Origin of the sequence: Paenibacillus albidus (assembly GCF_014644435.1) — a bacterium.
Lineage (GTDB): Bacteria > Bacillota > Bacilli > Paenibacillales > Paenibacillaceae > Paenibacillus_AQ > Paenibacillus_AQ albidus.
This window is the reverse complement of the sequence record NZ_BMKR01000045.1, coordinates 19,842-38,396: the sequence shown is the minus strand read 5'-3', so window position 1 is coordinate 38,396 and position 18,555 is coordinate 19,842. Positions and strand designations below refer to the sequence as shown.

The 18,555-nt window shown below is 51.4% G+C and carries 16 protein-coding genes; all 16 read left to right on the top strand.

All coding sequences use genetic code 11. From position 1 onward, the window contains the following. The first annotated feature begins 17 nt into the window (after positions 1-17). The 16 genes from hisJ (at position 18) to IEY53_RS30385 (ending at position 18,497) form a co-directional block, all read left to right on the top strand. Positions 18-845, top strand: coding sequence for a histidinol-phosphatase HisJ (gene hisJ, locus IEY53_RS30460; RefSeq protein WP_189031555.1), 828 nt, complete (start codon positions 18-20; stop codon positions 843-845). Between the two features lie 23 nt (positions 846-868). Further along, positions 869-1,816 (top strand): ribose-phosphate diphosphokinase, encoded by a 948-nt coding sequence (locus IEY53_RS30455; RefSeq protein WP_189031554.1) that lies wholly within the window; start codon positions 869-871, stop codon positions 1,814-1,816. A 243-nt stretch (positions 1,817-2,059) separates the two neighbouring features. Next, the gene (locus IEY53_RS30450; RefSeq protein WP_189031553.1) at positions 2,060-3,808 is read left to right on the top strand and encodes a tetratricopeptide repeat protein; all 1,749 of its coding nucleotides are present in this window, start codon (positions 2,060-2,062) and stop codon (positions 3,806-3,808) included. Between the two features lie 56 nt (positions 3,809-3,864). Beyond that, positions 3,865-4,818: a thioredoxin-disulfide reductase gene (trxB, locus tag IEY53_RS30445; RefSeq protein WP_189031552.1), complete on the top strand. Its 954-nt coding sequence runs from the start codon at positions 3,865-3,867 to the stop codon at positions 4,816-4,818. A gap of 257 nt (positions 4,819-5,075) precedes the next feature. Beyond that, on the top strand, positions 5,076-6,494 hold the full coding sequence (uxaC, locus tag IEY53_RS30440; protein WP_189031550.1) for a glucuronate isomerase: 1,419 nt from the start codon (positions 5,076-5,078) through the stop codon (positions 6,492-6,494). 162 nt (positions 6,495-6,656) lie between these two features. After that, positions 6,657-8,072 carry an MFS transporter gene (locus IEY53_RS30435; protein ID WP_189031548.1) on the top strand — a complete coding sequence of 472 codons (1,416 nt, stop codon included), beginning with the start codon at positions 6,657-6,659 and terminating at the stop codon, positions 8,070-8,072. Positions 8,073-8,185: 113 nt separating this feature from the next. Continuing rightward, positions 8,186-9,190: a LacI family DNA-binding transcriptional regulator gene (locus IEY53_RS30430; protein ID WP_189031546.1), complete on the top strand. Its 1,005-nt coding sequence runs from the start codon at positions 8,186-8,188 to the stop codon at positions 9,188-9,190. Positions 9,191-9,365: 175 nt separating this feature from the next. Beyond that, on the top strand, positions 9,366-10,838 hold the full coding sequence (locus tag IEY53_RS30425) for a tagaturonate reductase (protein WP_373293961.1): 1,473 nt from the start codon (positions 9,366-9,368) through the stop codon (positions 10,836-10,838). Positions 10,839-10,875: 37 nt separating this feature from the next. Beyond that, positions 10,876-12,366, top strand: coding sequence for a UxaA family hydrolase (locus IEY53_RS30420; protein WP_189031593.1), 1,491 nt, complete (start codon positions 10,876-10,878; stop codon positions 12,364-12,366). A gap of 213 nt (positions 12,367-12,579) precedes the next feature. After that, the gene (locus IEY53_RS30415) at positions 12,580-12,798 is read left to right on the top strand and encodes a DUF1858 domain-containing protein (protein ID WP_229696439.1); all 219 of its coding nucleotides are present in this window, start codon (positions 12,580-12,582) and stop codon (positions 12,796-12,798) included. Positions 12,799-12,813: 15 nt separating this feature from the next. Continuing rightward, positions 12,814-14,076 (top strand): DUF438 domain-containing protein, encoded by a 1,263-nt coding sequence (locus IEY53_RS30410; protein WP_189031542.1) that lies wholly within the window; start codon positions 12,814-12,816, stop codon positions 14,074-14,076. Between the two features lie 184 nt (positions 14,077-14,260). Next, positions 14,261-15,211: an ROK family glucokinase gene (locus tag IEY53_RS30405; RefSeq protein ID WP_189031540.1), complete on the top strand. Its 951-nt coding sequence runs from the start codon at positions 14,261-14,263 to the stop codon at positions 15,209-15,211. Between the two features lie 46 nt (positions 15,212-15,257). Then, positions 15,258-16,157, top strand: coding sequence for an RNase adapter RapZ (gene rapZ / locus IEY53_RS30400; protein WP_189031539.1), 900 nt, complete (start codon positions 15,258-15,260; stop codon positions 16,155-16,157). 18 nt (positions 16,158-16,175) lie between these two features. Then, the gene (mgfK, locus tag IEY53_RS30395) at positions 16,176-17,168 is read left to right on the top strand and encodes a gluconeogenesis morphogenetic factor MgfK (protein ID WP_505820370.1); all 993 of its coding nucleotides are present in this window, start codon (positions 16,176-16,178) and stop codon (positions 17,166-17,168) included. 31 nt (positions 17,169-17,199) lie between these two features. Beyond that, positions 17,200-18,129, top strand: coding sequence for a DNA-binding protein WhiA (gene whiA / locus IEY53_RS30390; RefSeq protein WP_189031537.1), 930 nt, complete (start codon positions 17,200-17,202; stop codon positions 18,127-18,129). 98 nt (positions 18,130-18,227) lie between these two features. Beyond that, positions 18,228-18,497 (top strand): HPr family phosphocarrier protein, encoded by a 270-nt coding sequence (locus IEY53_RS30385; protein WP_019914358.1) that lies wholly within the window; start codon positions 18,228-18,230, stop codon positions 18,495-18,497. The last annotated feature ends 58 nt before the right edge of the window (positions 18,498-18,555 follow it).

Here is an 18,555-nt window from a genome sequence, read left to right as displayed (position 1 = left end):
AAGGGGCCTTCGAAGTCATGCATATCGACTATCATACCCATCACGAGCGCTGCGGGCATGCGGTAGGCAAGCTGGAGGAATATGTGCAGCGCGGAATCGAGCTGGGGCTTGAGCAGCTGGGGTTATCTGATCATTTGCCGCTTATTCATGTGGACCCTGCCAGCTATTATCCGGAAATGGCCATGCCTCTGGCCGAGCTTCCGCGTTACGTGGAGGAGTGCCTGACGCTTAAGGAACGCTACCGGAGCGATATTGAACTGCGTGTAGGTCTGGAAGCCGATTATATCGAGGGATATGAAGAACAGATCCGCGAGCTGCTGTCGCCCTATCCGTGGGATTATCTCATCGGCTCCGTGCATTTTCTGGGGGAATGGGATATTACAGATCACCGCCAGGTACATGGATGGGAAGGCAAGGATGTGCTGGAGGTCTACCGCAGATATTACGCAGCGGTTCAGAAGTCGGCGTTATCCGGATTATATGATATTATAGGACATATGGACGTGATCAAGCGTTTTGGTTATGGCCCGCAGACAGCGGAGGGGCAAGCTGAAGTGAGAGCGCTTGAGCGCAGTACCCTGGAGGCGATCGCGGAGGCCGGAATAGCCATGGAGCTGAATGCTTCGGGGCTGACCAAACCTTGCGCGGAGATGTTCCCGGCGCGGCATGTGCTGCAGGAGGCGCTGGCGCTTGGCATTCCGCTCACGCTGGGCTCCGACGCCCACAACCCTGCCAAGCTCGGCGAAGGCCTTCAGGAGGCCCGCAAGCAGCTTTGGGAGACCGGATATCGGGAGCTGGCTGTATTTGAGGGGCGCCGCCGCACATCTGTTCCATATGAAATTTAAAATCTAATTCGCAGGAGGGCATCATGCATCATCAATTACGTATTTTTTCCGGTTCATCCAATCCAAAGCTGGCTGCTGATATTGCGGAACGGCTCGGTGTGGAATTGGGGCAGATCAAGCTGACCCGCTTCAAGAGCGGCGAGATTTACGTTCACTACGAAGAGAGCATCCGGAACTGTGACGTTTTTTTGGTGCAATCCCTCTCCCATCCCATCAATGAGCTGTTCGTAGAACTGCTTGTGATGATCGATGCCGCCAAACGGGCATCGGCGCGAACTGTCAATATCATTGTGCCTTATTACGGATACGCCCGGCAGGAACGCAAGTCCGCTCCCCGTGAACCGATATCCGCCAAGATGGTCGCTGATGTGCTGACAACAGCCGGGGCTACCCGAGTGATCACGCTTGATTTACATGCTGCCGCTATCCAGGGATTCTTCAATATTCCTGTCGATCATCTGACGGCTCTGGATTTGATCAGCGGATACTTAAAGGTGCAGGGATTAACCGATTTGGTCGTGGTCTCTCCCGATGCGGGGCGTGCCTCTATGGCGGAGAAGCTGGCCAGCCGCCTGGATTCGCCTTTTGCAATCATGATCAAGAAACGTCCGGCTCACAATGAATCGGTAATCACGCATGTGATCGGCGATGTGGAGGGGCGCACTCCCATTATTATCGAAGATCTGATTGATACGGGCACAACGATCGTTAATGTCGTCGAAGGCCTGAAGGAGCGCGGAGCAAAGGACAGTATTATCTGTGCCACGCACGGATTGTTCTCCGGGGATGCGCTGACCAAGCTGGATCATCCGAATATCCAGGAAGTTGTGGTTACGGATTCGATCGCTTTGCCGGATGATCATTCTGCAAGATTCAAGGTGCTGTCGGTGGCACCAATGCTGGCACAGGCTACGCGTATTATTATCGAAGGCGGTTCCATTGATAAGCTGTTCAGAGATGCGGGGATTTGATCCCCGTGTCTTTTTTCTTGTCTTTCAAATCAAGGTGTTTCGCCTTTCCGAATTTCCTATCATTTGGGGGGCTTCCAACTTGAGAATCTCCCTGCTACATGTGGTATACTGTGTGAAGACAGCCGGGACCATAGCTTGGAAACGGAGAATGCTTAAGTCGGGAGTTCCGGCATGCCAAGAATGGCGCCGCCCTCCTATTTTGCATGAGGATAAGGAAGCTTACAAGGGAGGTGCCTTGCTTCCATGATAGAGAGAACTTCAGAGAAGGATGAGGGCAGCAACAAGATTATCCCCGTCACTCTGAATGCCAATTTTTTCTTTGAACGAGCCGTCCGGTCTCTGGACCGCCTTCAATATGATAAGGCATTAAAGAATTTTCGCAAAGCTGTAGAGTATGAACCGGACAATCCGGTGAATCATTGTAACATGGCGGGTATATTATCAGAGATGGGGGATTATAAAGCGTCTAACGACATTTTAACCCATGTGCTGGAGAAGATTGATCCGGTGATGACGGAATGCCATTTCTATATGGCCAACAATTTCGCCAATATGGATAGCTTCGAAGAAGCGGAACGCGCCCTTGTCACGTATCTCGAAGAGGACGTGAAGGGCGAGTTTCTGGCTGAATCGGAAGAGCTCATGGAGCTGCTGCAGTATGAGCTGGACCGTCCGGCTCCGCTGAACCGGATCAAGAGCCGGGAAGGCGTGGTCGAGCACGACCGGGCCCGGGCGCTGCTTGAAGAAGGGAAGTTCACCCAAGCGGTCCAGCTGCTGGAGGAGATCGTGAAGAATACGCCGGACTTCCTGGCAGCTCATAACAATCTGGCGTTGGCCTACTTCTATATGGGCCGCTTCACCAAGGCAAAGGAATGCATCTCGGAGGTGCTGAAGCAAGACGAGGGCAACTTGCATGCGCTCTGCAACCTGGCGATCTTTCTGCAATATGAAGGGGACCGGGAGCAGCTGGCCAGGCTGCTGCGGATGCTGGAAGCCACGGTGCCGTTTCATCAGGAGCATGTGTTCAAGCTTGCGACAACCATGGGCATACTGGGCAGCCACAGAACCGCCTATGGTCATTTCCGCCGTCTGCTGAAGGATGAAGAGGTTGCGGGAGATGCCGGCTTGTATCATTACTGCGCAGCCGCTGCCAGCAACAGCGGCTTGTATGCCGAAGCCCAGCGCTGCTGGCGGCAGGCCGGCAAGCTGGACCCTGAATCGGCTGTGCCGCCGTTCTTTCTGGCACAGCTGCAGCACGCACAGGTGGAGAGCAAGCCGATGCCTTCGGTGAGCTATAATTACCAGCTGCCGTTTCAAGAGCAGCTCAAGCTGTGGAAGAACAATCAGGACAGCTTTACCGAAGAAGTCCGGAGCAATCCGCTGCTTCGCTCTTCCTTCTTCTGGGCGCTCCGCTATGGCGATGCGTCTACGAAGCGGCAGGTTACCGAAGCGCTCCGCTGGATCGAGGACGAGGAGATGTCCTCGGTTCTGCGGGAGCTGCTGGAGCAGCAGCCCCTGCAGGAAGAGAAGCTGCAGGAAGCGGCTCTGCTAAGTCTGCAGCGGCTGCTGGGCAGCGGGGCGGATGAAGCGATGCCGTCCCTGCCCCTGGAACAGAAGGAGGCGCCTGTTCTTCGCCACAAGGCGCAGCCGGAGTGGAAAGAGGAATGGCAAAGAATCATAGAACAGACGCTGGGCATGATGGACCGGAGATATGATGCGGCCCAGAAGAAGGATGCCGAGCTGCTATGGAAGCAGTTCGTAGGCAGCCTCTACCCGGATGTGCCATTCATCCGCCATGCTGCAGGCTGGTGTGCCGCCCTGGAATATTTGACTGCCAAGCTGCATGGCCTTCCGGTTACCTACCGGGAAGTGGCCCAGCAGTATGGCGTATCCGTCTCCATGGTCAGCCGGTATGCCCGGCGCATTGATGACGAATGCAGGGTCAAGGAAAGCGTGAACGACAGCTTTCCGCCGTTCACTGAGAATAGATAGACGGGCAGGGTGATCATCGCCGTGTCCAAACAAACCCTTGTGAGGAGGCCACTGTTATGTACAAAAGCATTGTAATCGGAACAGGCCCGGCCGGGCTGACTGCTGCTATTTATTTGGCGCGTGCCAATATGAACCCTTTGGTGATTGAAGGTCTGCAGCCTGGAGGACAATTGACAACGACAACAGAGGTCGAGAACTTCCCGGGATTTCCTGAGGGGATTATGGGTCCGGATCTGATGGACAACATGCGCAAGCAAGCCGAACGGTTCGGTGCCGAATTCAAGAATGGCTGGGTTGAATCCGTTGATTTCTCGCAGCGTCCATTCAAAGTCACCGTTGATGGACTTGGTGTTCTGGAAGCGGAAACGGTCATTATTTCCACAGGCGCTTCCGCCAGATATTTGGGCATTCCGAACGAGCAGGAGAATGTGGGCCGCGGGGTCAGCACTTGTGCGACCTGTGACGGATTCTTTTTCCGCAACAAAAAAATCATTGTCGTCGGCGGCGGCGACTCCGCCATGGAGGAAGCCAGCTTCCTCACCCGCTTCGCCTCCAGTGTCACGCTGGTTCACCGCCGTGAAGAGCTGCGCGCGTCGAAGATCATGCAGGATCGTGCACGTGACAACAGCAAGGTGGCGTGGGCGCTTAACCGTACACCGCTTGAGGTTGCCGTTGGCGATACTGGGGTCAAAGGCTTGACTGTACGCAATAACGAGACAGGAGCCGAGGAGCTGATTGAGGCCGATGGAGTATTCGTGGCCATCGGACACACTCCCAATACGGCATTCCTGGGCGGCCAGATTACCACTGATGCCAATGGTTATATTGTAGTAACTCCAGGCACAACAGAAACCAATATTCCGGGCGTATTCGCCTGTGGTGATGTGCAGGATACCCGTTACCGTCAGGCCATTTCGGCAGCGGGAACCGGCTGTATGGCCGCAATGGATGCCGAGAAGTTCCTGGAGGGCACCATGGTGCATGACTGGAGCGAATCGCTGGATAAATAAGCGGCTGAATCATTTAGCGTTATCTGTGAAGCCGGGAACCTGGAAATACAGGTTCCCGGCTTTTTGCAGTAATTCTTACATTATCTTAGACCATAGTCTGATGACTCCTTACTGCGGGAGAGCTGCAGTTCATGCAAATGTAACATTAGCCCGGGAAAAAGACTTGCGCATCCCGAAAAAACGTTTACAATAAAGTTAAAATGTTCACGTGAACATTTTTGATCGCAATCTGATGTTAAAGGAGAGCAGCAGACCTCATGAGCAAACGATTTATGGATGAGAACTTCTTGTTGTCGAATGAGACAGCGGTTCAGCTGTTTCACAATCATGCGAAGGATATGCCGATTATCGATTACCACTGCCATCTTAGCCCTAAGGAAATCTATGAGAACAAGTCATTCAATAACATTACCGAAGCCTGGTTGTACGGAGACCACTACAAGTGGAGAGTGATGCGGGCGAATGGAATCGAAGAGAAGTATATCACCGGGGATGCGGATGATTACGACAAGTTCCTGGCCTGGGCCCGTACAGTGCCGATGATTATCGGCAATCCGCTCTATCATTGGACCCATCTCGAGCTGCAGCGTTTCTTCGGTGTGCATGAGCTTCTGAATGAGGGAAGTGCCCCCCGGATCTGGGAGGAAGTGAACCGGCAGCTGCAGGGCCCGGGTTTTGGCGCGCGAGATTTGATTATTAAATCGAAGGTAAATACGGTATGTACGACGGACGACCCGGCTGACGATCTGGAATACCACAAACAAATCAAGGCTCTGCCTGATTTTGCTTGTATTGTCTCTCCCGGCTTCCGTCCCGACAAAGCGCTGGAGATCAACCGGGCTACATTTAAGCCCTGGATCGCCCAGCTTGGGGAAGCTGCAGGGAAGGCCATTCAGGATTACAGCGGATTCCTCGACGCCCTGGAGAGCAGGGTGAGATATTTCCACGCTGCAGGCGGGTGTGTGTCTGACCATGCGCTGGATGCGGTGATGTTCGAGCCGGCAACTCTGGAGGAAGCGGCTGCTATTTTTGCCAAAGGTCTGAATGGAGAAACCGTAAGCGAAAAGGAAGAGAAACAATACAAGGGCTTCACGCTCGTCTTTCTCGGTAAGTTATACAATGAGCTGGGATGGGCTATGCAGTTTCATATTCATGCCCTGCGGAACAACAACAGCGTAATGTTTGGCCGTCTGGGTCCCGATACCGGATATGATGCTATTAATGACGGTCTCATTGCGCGGCCGCTGGCCGGTCTGCTGGATGCGCTGGACCGTGAAGATGCGCTGCCGAAGACGATCCTGTATTCGCTGAATCCGAATGACAATCATGTCATCGCCAGCTTGATGGGCAGCTTTCAGGGCGGCGGTGTAGCCGGCAAGATTCAGTTCGGAACCGCCTGGTGGTTCAACGACAACAAGGACGGCATGCTGGAGCAGATGAGAACGCTCGCCAACCTGGGTGCACTTAGCCAGTTTGTCGGGATGCTGACCGACTCCCGCAGCTTTTTATCCTATACCAGACATGAATATTTCAGAAGAATTCTCTGTGATCTGCTCGGCACCTGGGTGGAGAATGGCGAAGCGCCGGATGATCCGGAACTGCTCGGTAATATGATCGAGAATATTTGCTACAACAACGCTAAACAGTATTTTAACTTCTCGCAGCCGGTACGGTGACTAAATAATTCAAATAGCAATGGGCTGGGGAGGGGGATTTGCCTATAATAACTGATACCTCTCCCCTTGATTCAGCGAACAAATAGAATTCTTGTTTGAAAATATGTGAAATATATCACAATATAATATTTTAATTAAAATTGAAATTTAAGGAAGTGTGTAATGGTGGGAACAGTGGCGCTTAAGAAAAGCGTTGAGCAGGAGGTGCTGGCAGTAAGCGGGAACGAACCTCTAAAGTTAAAAGAAAAAGTGGCCTATGGAATGGGTGACTTTGGAAACGGCTTTATGTTTGACCTTGGACAATTGTACCTGCTTAAATTCTTCACGGACGTAGCGGGTATATCGGCTAAATACGCCGCTGGGATCTTCCTTGTCAGTAAGCTGTTCGCGGCATTCTGCGATCCGATTGTTGGCTCTTCCATTGACTACCGCAAAAATATTGGCTCTAGAGGGAAGTTCCGGCCTTATCTTATTTTTGGAAGTCTTGCCTTGGCTATTTTGACCGTATTTACCTTTATTTCTCCCAACCTCTCAGGTACAGGCAAGCTAATCTATGCCTATGCTTCTTATATGATCTGGGGCATCGGCTATTCATTCTTGAATATCCCTTACGGTTCGCTTGGTTCTGTCGTAACACAGAATTCGGAAGAACGTGCAAAGCTAGCTTCATTCCGGCAGGCAGGGTCACTTGGTGCGTTATTCCTAACCAGTATTATCGTTATGCCATTGATTTTGTTTTTTACCAAGCACGGGGCTCATGACAAATTAGCCTACCCTCTAGTAATGGGGATGATGTCGATAGTGGGTATTCTCGCCTTTATCTTCTGTTATCGCAATACAAAAGAGAGAGTGGTTGCACAGCATGCCCCTAAAGAGAAGCTTAGTGCCAAAGTAATCGTCAAAACCTTTATTTCAAATAAGCCGCTGCTGGTGCTTGTGTTAATGACCATTTTCACAATTTCAGCTTATAACATTAAGTCGGCTATGCTTGTTTACTTTGCAGAGTATAATCTGGGTAACGTAAGTTTGATGGCGTACATGAACTTCATTATTATCGGGTCTTCGTTTATTGGTGTGCTGTTCTTGCCTAAACTGGTTAAATTGTTCGGCAAGAAGAAAACAGTCATGCTCGGCCTCGGAGTCAGCATTATTGCCGACTCAATAAACTTCATGATGCCGCCCAACGTATACATTTTTACCTTCCTGGCCAGTATCGCCTTTATCGGTATCAGTATTCCTAACGGCATTACCTGGGCACTTGTGTCCGACATTATTGACTACGGCGAGTGGAGCTCCGGAGAGCGCAAAGAGGCTACAACCTACTCCCTGTTCAACTTCTCGCGTAAACTGGCACAATCTTTGTCCGGTTTCCTGTCCGGTATTGGTCTTGCACTCGTCGGCTATGTGCCTAACGTGGCTCAGACCTCGACTGCACTGCTCGGGATTAGAGGATTGCTTATGCTATATCCCGCAGTCGCTCTTGCGATCGCGATGATCATCATCGGATTTATGTATAAGCTAACAGACAAGAAGCATGCAGAGATTATCTTGGAATTACAGGCTAAAGTGCTTCAATGAGGAATATTGTGTGAAGTAAGTTAGAAGTGGCGGAAGGTTCTGTGAAAAAAGCCTAGGGTTATGATATCCTTACATGGAAAAGCTAAACCTGTTTAATAAGGAAGGTAGACTCCATGGCACCCACTATTAAGGATATCGCCAAGCTGGCGAATGTATCACATACAACGGTATCAAGGGCACTCAACAACAGCCCGTTAATCAAAGAGGTGACCCGCAAGAAAATTGCCGAGATCGCTTCACAGGTCGGTTACGTGCCGAATTATAACGCCAAAAGTCTGGTGATGCAGCGTTCCTACACCATCGGTCTGTTTTTTACCAGCATTGCCACGGGGACATCCTCCAGTTTCTTTTCGGATACGATCCGGGGCGTGAACAGTGTTATCGATGTCGAATATAATTTATTCATCCGCGGCATTGATGATTATGTCGATTATTCCTCGATCCACCGCAAACGGTTCGATGGGATTATCCTGATGAGTCAGAGCGAAGCCGACAATAAGTTCATTTATCATGTGGTCCAACAGGGCATTCCGATTGTGGTCCTGAACCGTCAGGTTGAAGACCGGTCCATCTTCAATATCGTTTCCAACGATCGGGAAGGGGCCTGCAATGCAGCGGAATACCTCATTAAATGCAGACACCGGGAAATCGCGATTATCGAAGGTGTCGAGGGGTTCAAATCTACCCAGGAACGCAGAGACGGCTTCATCAAAGCGTTGATCGACCACAAAATTCCGGTACGCCATGAGTACATGGTCCGCGGTAATTATGATATGCCCAGCGGCTATGAAGCCATGGGTCGGCTGCTGGATCTGAAAGACCGGCCGACTGCTGTTTTCTGCTCCAATGATGATATGGCTATCGGGGCTATGAACTGTGTATTCGAGCGCGGGCTGCAGGTACCCCGAGATATATCCATTGTTGGTTTTGACGATAGCGGAGTTTCCTTATTCACGACTCCTTCACTGACTACCGTGAAACGGCCGATTGAACAGATCAGCGAGCAAGGCGCCCGCAAAATTCTGAATCTGATCAGTAAACCTGTGAAAGATGACGGCCCGTTGTTCATCAATACGAAATTAGTGATTAGAAAATCGGTCAGTGAGCCTTTGGGTTAACCGGTTAGGGAGATTAGCAAGAAGGGATAAAGACGAACCACGCTAGTGTTAAGGCCTTCGTCCCCGCTTAAAATTATAACGTGTGCATTCAGTCGCAGACTAATCCAAAAAATTAAATATAATAAAGAGTTAAATTTAAGTTTAACGTGTGCATAATATCCTTTGAGGAGGTATAATGAAGATGAGATTAGACCGTGAACAGGGGAAGGCGTTTAATCAGTATCCCGAGAAAGTGCTGCAATTTGGAGAAGGCAACTTTATGCGCGCTTTTGTAGATTGGCAGATTCATACTATGAACAGGCTAACTGATTTTAATGGAGGGGTGGTTATTGTGCAGCCCCTGGCCAGCGGGATGGCTGATCGTCTGAACGAACAGGACGGATTGTTCACGCTCTATCAGCAAGGCATCCAGGACGGCCAGGTCTGCAGGAAACATGAGGTTATTGACTGCATCACACGGACGCTTAATCCTTATTCCCAATATAATGAGTATTTGGAGCTCGCCGAGAACCCGGAACTGCGTTTTATCGTATCCAACACCACGGAGGCCGGAATTGCTTATGAAGCCAATGACAAGTTGGCGGATGCGCCGCCAAGCAGCTTTCCGGGCAAGCTGACGGCATTGCTTCACCGCCGGTATGAATATTTTAATGGAGACGCTTCCAAAGGGTTCGTGCTAATTCCCTGCGAATTGATCGACCGCAATGGCGATGAGCTGAAGGCCACGGTGCTTCAATACGCCAAGTTGTGGAATTTAGGGGAAGGATTTATACAATGGCTGCATGAGGCCAACACCTTCTGCTCCAGTCTGGTTGACCGTATTGTTTCGGGCTATCCCCGGGACTCCATGGATGAGATCACGGCAGAGCTGGGCTACGAGGATGCCTTGGTTGTGGTCAGCGAGCCTTTCCATCTGTGGGTAATTGAAGGACCGCAGTGGATCAAGGATGAATTTCCGGCGCACCGGGCCGGACTAAATGTGCTGGTGGTGGATGATATGACACCTTACCGCACGCGCAAGGTCAGAATTCTGAACGGTGCGCACACAGCGATGATGCCTGTGGCCTACCTGTATGGAATTGATACGGTTGCGGAAGCGGTCGGGCATGAAGAAGTAGGCGCGTATGTCAAATCACTAATAGATGAAGAAATTATTCCGACTCTGGATCTGCCGGCAGCGGAATTGCAATCCTTTGCGGATGCGGTATGGGAACGGTTCCTCAATCCCTTTGTACAGCATTATCTGCTTAGTATCTCGCTGAACTCCGTATCCAAGTTCAAGACGAGAGATCTACCATCCTTGCTGCAATATGTGGAAACCCGGGGACAGTTGCCCGGGAAGCTGGTCTTTTCCTTAAGTGCCTTGATCGCTTTTTACAGCGGGCGCCGGGGAGAAGAGCCGATTCCGCTCGCCGATGATGCGGATATACTGGACTGGTTCGCCGGACTGTGGAACGGATGGGATGGGACAGACGAAGGACTGCACAGACTGGTGGCGGATGTGCTGGCGGCGGATAACCGCTGGGGCCGTAATCTGAATGAGCTGGAAGGACTTGCCGAACAGGTGGCTGAGGGGCTGATTGCCATTAAGAAGACAGGAATGAAGGAAGCATTGCATTCATTAGACAGAAAGCCTGCCCATAACTAACCGTTTGCTCCAGGAGGGGACAATGATGATAAAGACGATGAAAGAGGTACTGCAAATTAATGAGGCCGATAATGTGGCTGTTGCGCTTAGGGACTATGCAGCCGGGGAAACCATCCTCATCGGAACTAAGCATGTCGTCATCGCTGAGGACATTGCCAGAGGACATAAAATTTCCCTGAATGCCATTGCCGAAGGTGAGGATGTACTCAAATACGGGTACCCGATTGGTCATGCCATCAAGCCCATCGCTCCGGGAGAGTGGGTGCACACCCACAACACCAAAACCAACCTGACCGGGGTGGAGGAATACAGCTTTGCCCAGAAGCTGTCCGAAAACCCGTTTACAGCTGAGAATCTGACCTTCAGGGGCTACAGACGCCGGGATGGCAGCGTAGGCATCCGTAACGAGCTGTGGATTGTACCCACCGTGGGCTGTGTGAACGGAGTGGCTGAGCAGATGCTCCAGCTGTTCAAGGCGGAGGTTGGGGATATTGCCCCTTTTGACAACCTGCTGGTGCTGAAACATAATTACGGCTGTTCCCAGCTGGGAGACGACCATGTCAACACCCGCACCATCCTGGGGAATGCGGTGAAGCATCCCAACGCAGCAGGGGTGCTGGTGCTGGGTCTGGGTTGTGAGAACAACAACCTGCAGGAATTCAAAGAATCCCTTGGCAGCTATGATGAAGAGCGCGTGAAGTTCCTGGTCTCCCAGGAAGTGGGCAACGAGGTAGAGGAAGGCGTAAAGCTGCTGAAGGAAATCTTTCAGGCGGTGCAGAACGACCAACGGGAAGAGGTCCCTCTGTCCGAACTGAAGATTGGCCTGAAATGCGGCGGCTCTGACGGGCTGTCCGGCATTACGGCTAACCCGCTGCTTGGCCGGTTGTCTGACTACATGGCTGCCCAGGGCGGAACGACAGTGCTGACCGAAGTGCCGGAAATGTTCGGGGCGGAGAAAATTCTGATGGAACGGGCGGCGGATGAGGCTGTATTTCATAAGATTGTTGATTTGATCAACGATTTCAAGCAATATTTTATGGACCATAAACAGCCGGTGTACGAGAACCCCTCCCCGGGGAACAAGGCGGGCGGGATTACAACGCTGGAAGACAAGTCGCTGGGCTGCACGCAGAAATCGGGAACGTCGACAGTGATGGATGTGCTTAATTATGGAGAATTCATCAGTCAAAAAGGGCTTAATCTGCTCAATGCACCCGGTAATGATCTCGTAGCTTCGTCTGCACTTGCGGCCGCAGGCTGTCAGCTCGTGATCTTTACCACGGGCCGCGGCACACCGTTTGGCACTTTTGTGCCTACGATGAAGGTATCCACCAATTCGCCTTTGTATGAGGGAAAGCGTCACTGGATTGATTTTAATGCCGGCGTATTGGTGGAGGATGGCTCTGCGGATGAGGTGCTGAAGGATTTCATCAGCTACATTATCGAGGTAGCCAGCGGCGGGCTTGTGAACAATGAGAAAAACAATTTCCGTGAAATCGCCATTTTCAAGACAGGTGTAACGCTATAATTCAGTCCTAAATGCAATTGAAAAAACTGCTTCCGGAGCTCTAACAGGCGAGGGGGCAGTTTTTTATTTTAAAGGAATAAACCGATCTTTAATTTAAAATTTAAAACTCTCTGATGATTTGTGATTACAATCACAAGGTCCCCTGAAAAGCTGTGCTAATCTGATGTTGAGAAGAGTTCTCAGTGATGGAAGGAGGCCAGTCATTTGGAAAAAGTGTTGAATATTCATGAGTCCATCTTCGATATGGTAAGCCGGCATCCTGAGGTGGTCGGAATTATGGTGGAATTGGGTTTTAAGGACATTGCGAAACCGGGTATGCTGCAGACTGCAGGCCGAATTATGACGTTATCCAAAGGGATGAAGTTAAAGAAAATGAACATGGAAACTGTACGGCTGACCTTTCAGCAGCATGGATTTCATGTGATTGAATAGAAGGGGGAATAAGAAATGAGTGAGTTGATTAACAACCGTGAGATCAGTATACCAGAGCAAAATCGCCGCCAGGAGATGCTGAAGGAAATTATCAAAGAGCTGCATGCAGGCAAAAGTGTGGAGGAAGTGAAAGCCCGCTTTGCTGAAGCGGTCGGGGATGTCACTGTAGCGGAGATCTCTGCGATGGAGCACTCGTTGATGACGGAGGAAGGAATCCCTGTATCGGAGGTGCAGCGGCTCTGTTCGGTGCATACCGCGATCTTTAAGGGCTCCATTGAGGAGATTCACCGTTCCTCGAAGCCGGAAGAGCAGCCGGGCCACCCTGTTCACACCTTCAAGCTTGAGAACCGAGAGATTGAACGGCTCGTCAACTTTCGTCTGGAGCTTCATGCCGGAAAGTTCCTTAAGCAGGACAGCGAGGAGATCATCTTTAAGCTGCTGGAGGACCTCAGCCTGCTGCTTGATCTGGACAAACACTACAGCCGTAAAGAGAATCTGCTGTTCCCTTACCTGGAGAAATACGGGATCTACGGACCTACCAAAGTAATGTGGGGCGTGGACGATGGCATCCGCAGCATGATTAAAGAAGCCAAGGCGATGCTTAGCAGCTATAAAGGCGAGAAAGAAGAAATCGGCACGCGGCTGGAGCAGATTATTCAGGAAGTCAACGAGATGATCTTTAAGGAAGAGAACATACTGCTGCCTATGGCCCTTGATAAGCTGACGGAGGACGAATGGGTCAAAATTGCCCGGGAGAGCGACGAAATCGGCTTTTGCTTGACTTCGCCGGAGCAGGAGTGGGTGCCGGAGCGGGCTGCAGAACCCGAAGGGGCTTCCGCTGAGGAGCAGGCATCAGGAACGGCGCCGCAGGGGTTCATCCGGTTCGAGACAGGTCTGTTGTCCCTGCATCAGCTGGAGACCCTCATGAACCATTTGCCGGTAGATCTGACCTTTATCGATGAGAATGATGTGGTGCGTTACTTCTCCCACGGCAAGGAGCGCATCTTCGCCCGGACCAAAGCTGTTATTGGCCGTACCGTGCAGAACTGCCATCCGCCGCAAAGTGTGCATGTGGTAGAGAAGCTATTGGAAGATTTCAAGGCTGGACGTAAGGATGCCGAGGATTTCTGGATTAACATCAAGGACAAGTTTATTTACATCCGCTACTTTGCTGTCCGTGATGAAGCGGGCCGGTATATGGGGACTTTGGAATTCACGCAGAATATCGCCCCGATCCGTGCACTGGAAGGACAAAAGCGCATTCTGTCAGAAGTTTAAGAGTTAAATATACCGCCGGGACTCTCTTGCCATTCAAGCAAGAGGGTCTTTTTTGGACAGGAGCAGGAATGTCGAAAAAAGGGAAAGCCCGGGTGTGTCGCCTTTCCTTGACCGCAGGGAGGGGTTCTATTATAGTGGGTACGTAGGATTAACTATTTTAGCATAGAAAAAGGTGGCTTGTTACATGTCTGAAAATATCTACGTTGGCGTGGATTTAGGCGGAACTACGATTAAGGTTGGGATCTGCAGCGCCGAGGGGAACCTGCTTCATACGTATGAAGGACCTACAGGAACTGCCGACGGTGTCGATGCTGTTATCGGCAACATCGAGAAGTATGTGCGTCAGATTGTTGAGGATTCTCCATACTCTTGGGATCAGCTTGCCGGTGTAGGTGCGGGCCTGGCCGGGTTCACGAATATCCGTGAAGGAATCATCATCCTTGCGCCTAACATAGGATTTAGAGATGTGCCGATCCGCTCCATCTTGGAAGGTCGGCTGAACAAGCCTGTCAAAATAGACAATGACGCGAACGTCGCTGCTTTGGGCGAAGCCTGGAGCGGTGCGGGGCGGGGCATTGAGAATTGTGTCTGCTATACCCTGGGAACAGGTGTTGGCGGCGGGATTATCATTAACGGAAAGATTTATCAGGGATTTGCCGGTCTGGCCGGTGAGCTGGGGCATATTTCAGTGGTGCCGGACCTGGAAGCCATCCAATGCGGCTGTGGCAACATGGGCTGTTTGGAAACGGTTTCCTCGGCTACAGGGATCATCCGTATGGCCCGTGATGCCGTGGAGCGCGGAGACCGGACATCGCTGTCGACCGTGGAGAAGATAGCGGCCAAGGAAGTGTTCGATGCTGCCAAGGCCGGAGATGAAGTGGCCATCCGCATTGTGAACCGGGCGGCCTATTATTTGGGCAAGTCCATGGCAGCAGTAGCCGCCGTGCTTAACCCTGAAGTATTCATCGTCGGCGGAGGGGTTTCTAAAGCCGGAGATATTTTGTTCGATGAGGTACGCCGTGTATTTGCCAAGCTGGCTCCGGCTCCGCTTCAGACAGGCGTGACCATTATCCCTGCAGAGCTTGGCAACGATGCTGGTATTGTCGGCGCTGCGGGACTGCTGCTGCGTTCTTAAAGGACCGAATTTATTCATACACTAATTCTAGGGAGGGGACGCTTTCATGACCGAATTGGAGATGCCTCCAACCGGAGGGGCCACCCTGATTATCATTACAGGTATGTCGGGCGCAGGCAAAACCATTGCTGTGCAGAGTCTGGAAGACCTGGGTTTCTTCTGTGTCGACAATCTGCCCCCAGTACTGATTCCCAAATTCGCGGAGCTGATTGAGCAGTCCAAAGGTAAGATTGCCAAGGTAGCTCTTGTGATTGATCTGAGGGGCCGGGAATTCTTCACGGCTCTGTCGGAGTCTCTATCTTATATCAAAGCGGAGTCTACCATCGGCTGTGAAATTCTTTTTCTGGATGCCACCGATTCCGTGCTTGTGCAGCGTTACAAGGAGAGCCGGCGGCATCATCCGCTCGCACCAAAGGGCATGCCGCTTGACGGCATCCGGCTGGAGCGCAAGATGCTGGAGGAGCTGAAGAATTCGGCTACTCTGTGTCTGGATACGAGCAATATGAAGCCGGCACAACTGAAGGCGAGGATTGTATCGCGTTTTTCCCATCTGGGCAAAAGCACCCTCTCCGTCAACATCACTTCGTTTGGATTCAAATATGGGATTCCCATCGATGCCGATCTGGTGTTCGATGTCCGTTTCTTGCCTAATCCGCATTATGTGGACCAGCTGCGGCCCAAGACGGGCCAGGACAGTGAAGTCTACGATTATGTAATGAAGTGGCCGGAAACACAGGCGTTCCTGACTAAACTGCTGGATATGCTGCATTTTCTGATTCCGCAATACCGTAAAGAGGGTAAATCCCAGGTGATTATCGGGATTGGCTGTACAGGCGGCAAACACCGCTCGGTAGCCATTTCCGAATATCTGGGCAAAATGCTCGGGGTCAGCGAGACAGAATCGGTAGCGGTCAGTCACCGCGATTCCGAGCGCGATCGGCACTAACGAGAGAAGGGGTCTACATTGGCTGAAGAACCGAGACAGCGTCCGCGCATTGTCGTGATGGGCGGGGGAACCGGTCTGTCCGTGATGCTGCGCGGTCTGAAGGAGAAACCGCTGGATATCACTGCGATTGTAACTGTAGCTGATGACGGCGGAAGCTCCGGCATTCTGCGGAGCGAACTGCAGATGCCGCCGCCCGGCGATATCCGCAACGTGCTGACCGCTATGGCAGATGTGGAGCCGCTGATGGCTGACATCATGAGGTACCGTTTCAGCAGCGGCGAAGGTCTGGCCGGCCACAGCCTGGGCAATCTGATCCTTGCTGCGCTAACCGATATCTCCGGTGACTTCGTTACCGCTGTACGGGAGCTCAGCCGCTTGTTCGCTGTGCGGGGCCGCGTGCTGCCCGCTGCGGAAGATGCGGTAGTGCTGCATGCCGAGATGGCGGACGGCAGGATCATCACCGGGGAATCGAAGATCCCTGAGGCCGGCGGTATCATCAGACGGGTATCCCTGGAGCCGGCGGATGTCGAGCCGCTGCCGGAGGCGCTGGAGGCGATCCAGAATGCGGATGCAATTCTGATTGGACCGGGAAGCTTATATACCAGCATTTTGCCGAATCTTCTGGTACCTAAGCTGGCGGAGGCGGTCGTCTCCTCCAAGGCGATCAAAATTTTTGTCTGCAATGTAATGACCCAGCCCGGTGAAACCGACAATTATACAGTCAGCGATCATCTGCAGGCCGTATATGACCATATCGGATTGCATTTATTCGATTATGTTATCGTGAACGATGGCGTCATTCCGGAGAAGGTGCAGACCAAATACGCGGAGAAAGGTGCGCGGCCGGTGCTGCTGGACCGGGAGGCGCTGGAACAGCACGGATACAAAGTTATAGCAGACCGGCTGGTATTATTCCGGACGTATTTAAGGCATGATACAGATAAGCTGAGTCACCATATCTATCAGCTTGTCCAAGACTGGATCTCCAGATCACCGGCTGGGAATCCGTAAATTCTGTATACTGGAGAAAGAGGTGAGACCCTTGTCTTTTGCGGCCCTTACCAAAAAAGAGCTGACGATGGTGGAGAGCCAGCCTTGCTGCGAAAAAGCGGAGATGTCCGCACTGATCCGGATGAACGGTTCGGTGCAGCTTTCGAGCAAAAAGGTTGTCCTCGACATTTCGACGGAGAACGCCGCGATTGCAAGGCGGGTATATTCTTTACTTAAGAAATATTACCAGGTTCATATCGAACTGCTTGTGCGTAAAAAAATGCGTTTGAAGAAGAATAACGTGTACATCGTCCGAATCCCAAGCCAGGTGCAGGAGATCCTGAAAGACCTGCGGATTGTATCCGAGGGCTTTATTTTCACCGACGGGATTGATGAAGAAATTGTGGGTAAGAACTGCTGCAAGCGGGCTTATCTGCGGGGCGCATTTATGGCGGGCGGATCCGTCAATAACCCGGAGGGCTCCTCGTATCATCTGGAGATTTCCTCAATGTATGAAGAGCACTGCAAGGCCCTTGTGGAGCTGGCCGGTGAATTTCATCTGAATGCCCGCTGCATTGAGCGGAAGAAAGGTTTTGTCCTGTACATCAAGGAAGGCGAAAAAATCATCGAATTCCTCAGTCTGATCGGCGCGCATCAAGCCTTGTTCAAATTTGAGGATGTCCGGATTATGCGCGATATGCGCAACTCGGTGAATCGGATTGTCAACTGCGAGACGGCCAATCTGAACAAAACCATCAGTGCAGCTGTGCGGCAGATTGAGAACATCAAGCTGCTGCAGCGAGAGGTTGGGCTTGCGAGCTTGCCGGATAAGCTGCGGGAGGTCGCCGAAATCAGGCTGGCCCATCCCGATATCAACCTCAAAGAAGTGGGTGAAATGCTTAAAGGCTCGGTCAGTAAATCGGGAGTCAATCACCGTTTGCGCAAAATTGATGAGCTGGCTGACAAGGTCCGGGGCGGCTAAAGATTTTTTTTCTAGTGTGGATTCCGTTATAATGATATAATATTATAAAATTTAATGTGAAATTTTTGGGCAGATCTCAAATAGGGGGTAAACGTTTCATGACAAAGCACCCGGTAGTTGTTCGGTTGAAGACGGGGCTCCATGCTCGGCCGGCAGCATTGTTTGTGCAAGAGGCTAACAAGTTTTCGTCGGAGATTTTCGTGGAAAAAGATGATAAAAAAGTTAATGCCAAAAGTATTATGGGGATTATGAGCCTCGCGATCAGTTCCGGCACGGAGATTTATATTAGCGCGGATGGCGCCGATGCGGATCAAGCTGTAACCGCTTTGACAAGTTTGGTGAGCAAAGAGGAGCTTGAGAACCAGTAATGGCAAGGCCTCAACTTTAAGTCTGACCCAAAGCCCCTCGGGGCTTTTTTTAATATGA

Excerpts from the sequence above, each read along its gene's own strand:
- IEY53_RS30385 (WP_019914358.1), top strand. The coding sequence starts at position 18,228 with ATGACAAAGCACCCGGTAGTTGTTCGGTTGAAGACGGGGCTCCATGCT.
- IEY53_RS30435 (WP_189031548.1), top strand. The coding sequence starts at position 6,657 with ATGGTGGGAACAGTGGCGCTTAAGAAAAGCGTTGAGCAGGAGGTGCTG.
- hisJ (WP_189031555.1), top strand. The coding sequence starts at position 18 with ATGCATATCGACTATCATACCCATCACGAGCGCTGCGGGCATGCGGTA.
- IEY53_RS30425 (WP_373293961.1), top strand. The coding sequence starts at position 9,366 with ATGAAGATGAGATTAGACCGTGAACAGGGGAAGGCGTTTAATCAGTAT.
- IEY53_RS30405 (WP_189031540.1), top strand. The coding sequence starts at position 14,261 with ATGTCTGAAAATATCTACGTTGGCGTGGATTTAGGCGGAACTACGATT.
- IEY53_RS30455 (WP_189031554.1), top strand. The coding sequence starts at position 869 with ATGCATCATCAATTACGTATTTTTTCCGGTTCATCCAATCCAAAGCTG.
- IEY53_RS30450 (WP_189031553.1), top strand. The coding sequence starts at position 2,060 with ATGATAGAGAGAACTTCAGAGAAGGATGAGGGCAGCAACAAGATTATC.
- IEY53_RS30410 (WP_189031542.1), top strand. The coding sequence starts at position 12,814 with ATGAGTGAGTTGATTAACAACCGTGAGATCAGTATACCAGAGCAAAAT.
- uxaC (WP_189031550.1), top strand. The coding sequence starts at position 5,076 with ATGAGCAAACGATTTATGGATGAGAACTTCTTGTTGTCGAATGAGACA.
- rapZ (WP_189031539.1), top strand. The coding sequence starts at position 15,258 with ATGACCGAATTGGAGATGCCTCCAACCGGAGGGGCCACCCTGATTATC.
- IEY53_RS30420 (WP_189031593.1), top strand. The coding sequence starts at position 10,876 with ATGAAAGAGGTACTGCAAATTAATGAGGCCGATAATGTGGCTGTTGCG.
- trxB (WP_189031552.1), top strand. The coding sequence starts at position 3,865 with ATGTACAAAAGCATTGTAATCGGAACAGGCCCGGCCGGGCTGACTGCT.
- IEY53_RS30430 (WP_189031546.1), top strand. The coding sequence starts at position 8,186 with ATGGCACCCACTATTAAGGATATCGCCAAGCTGGCGAATGTATCACAT.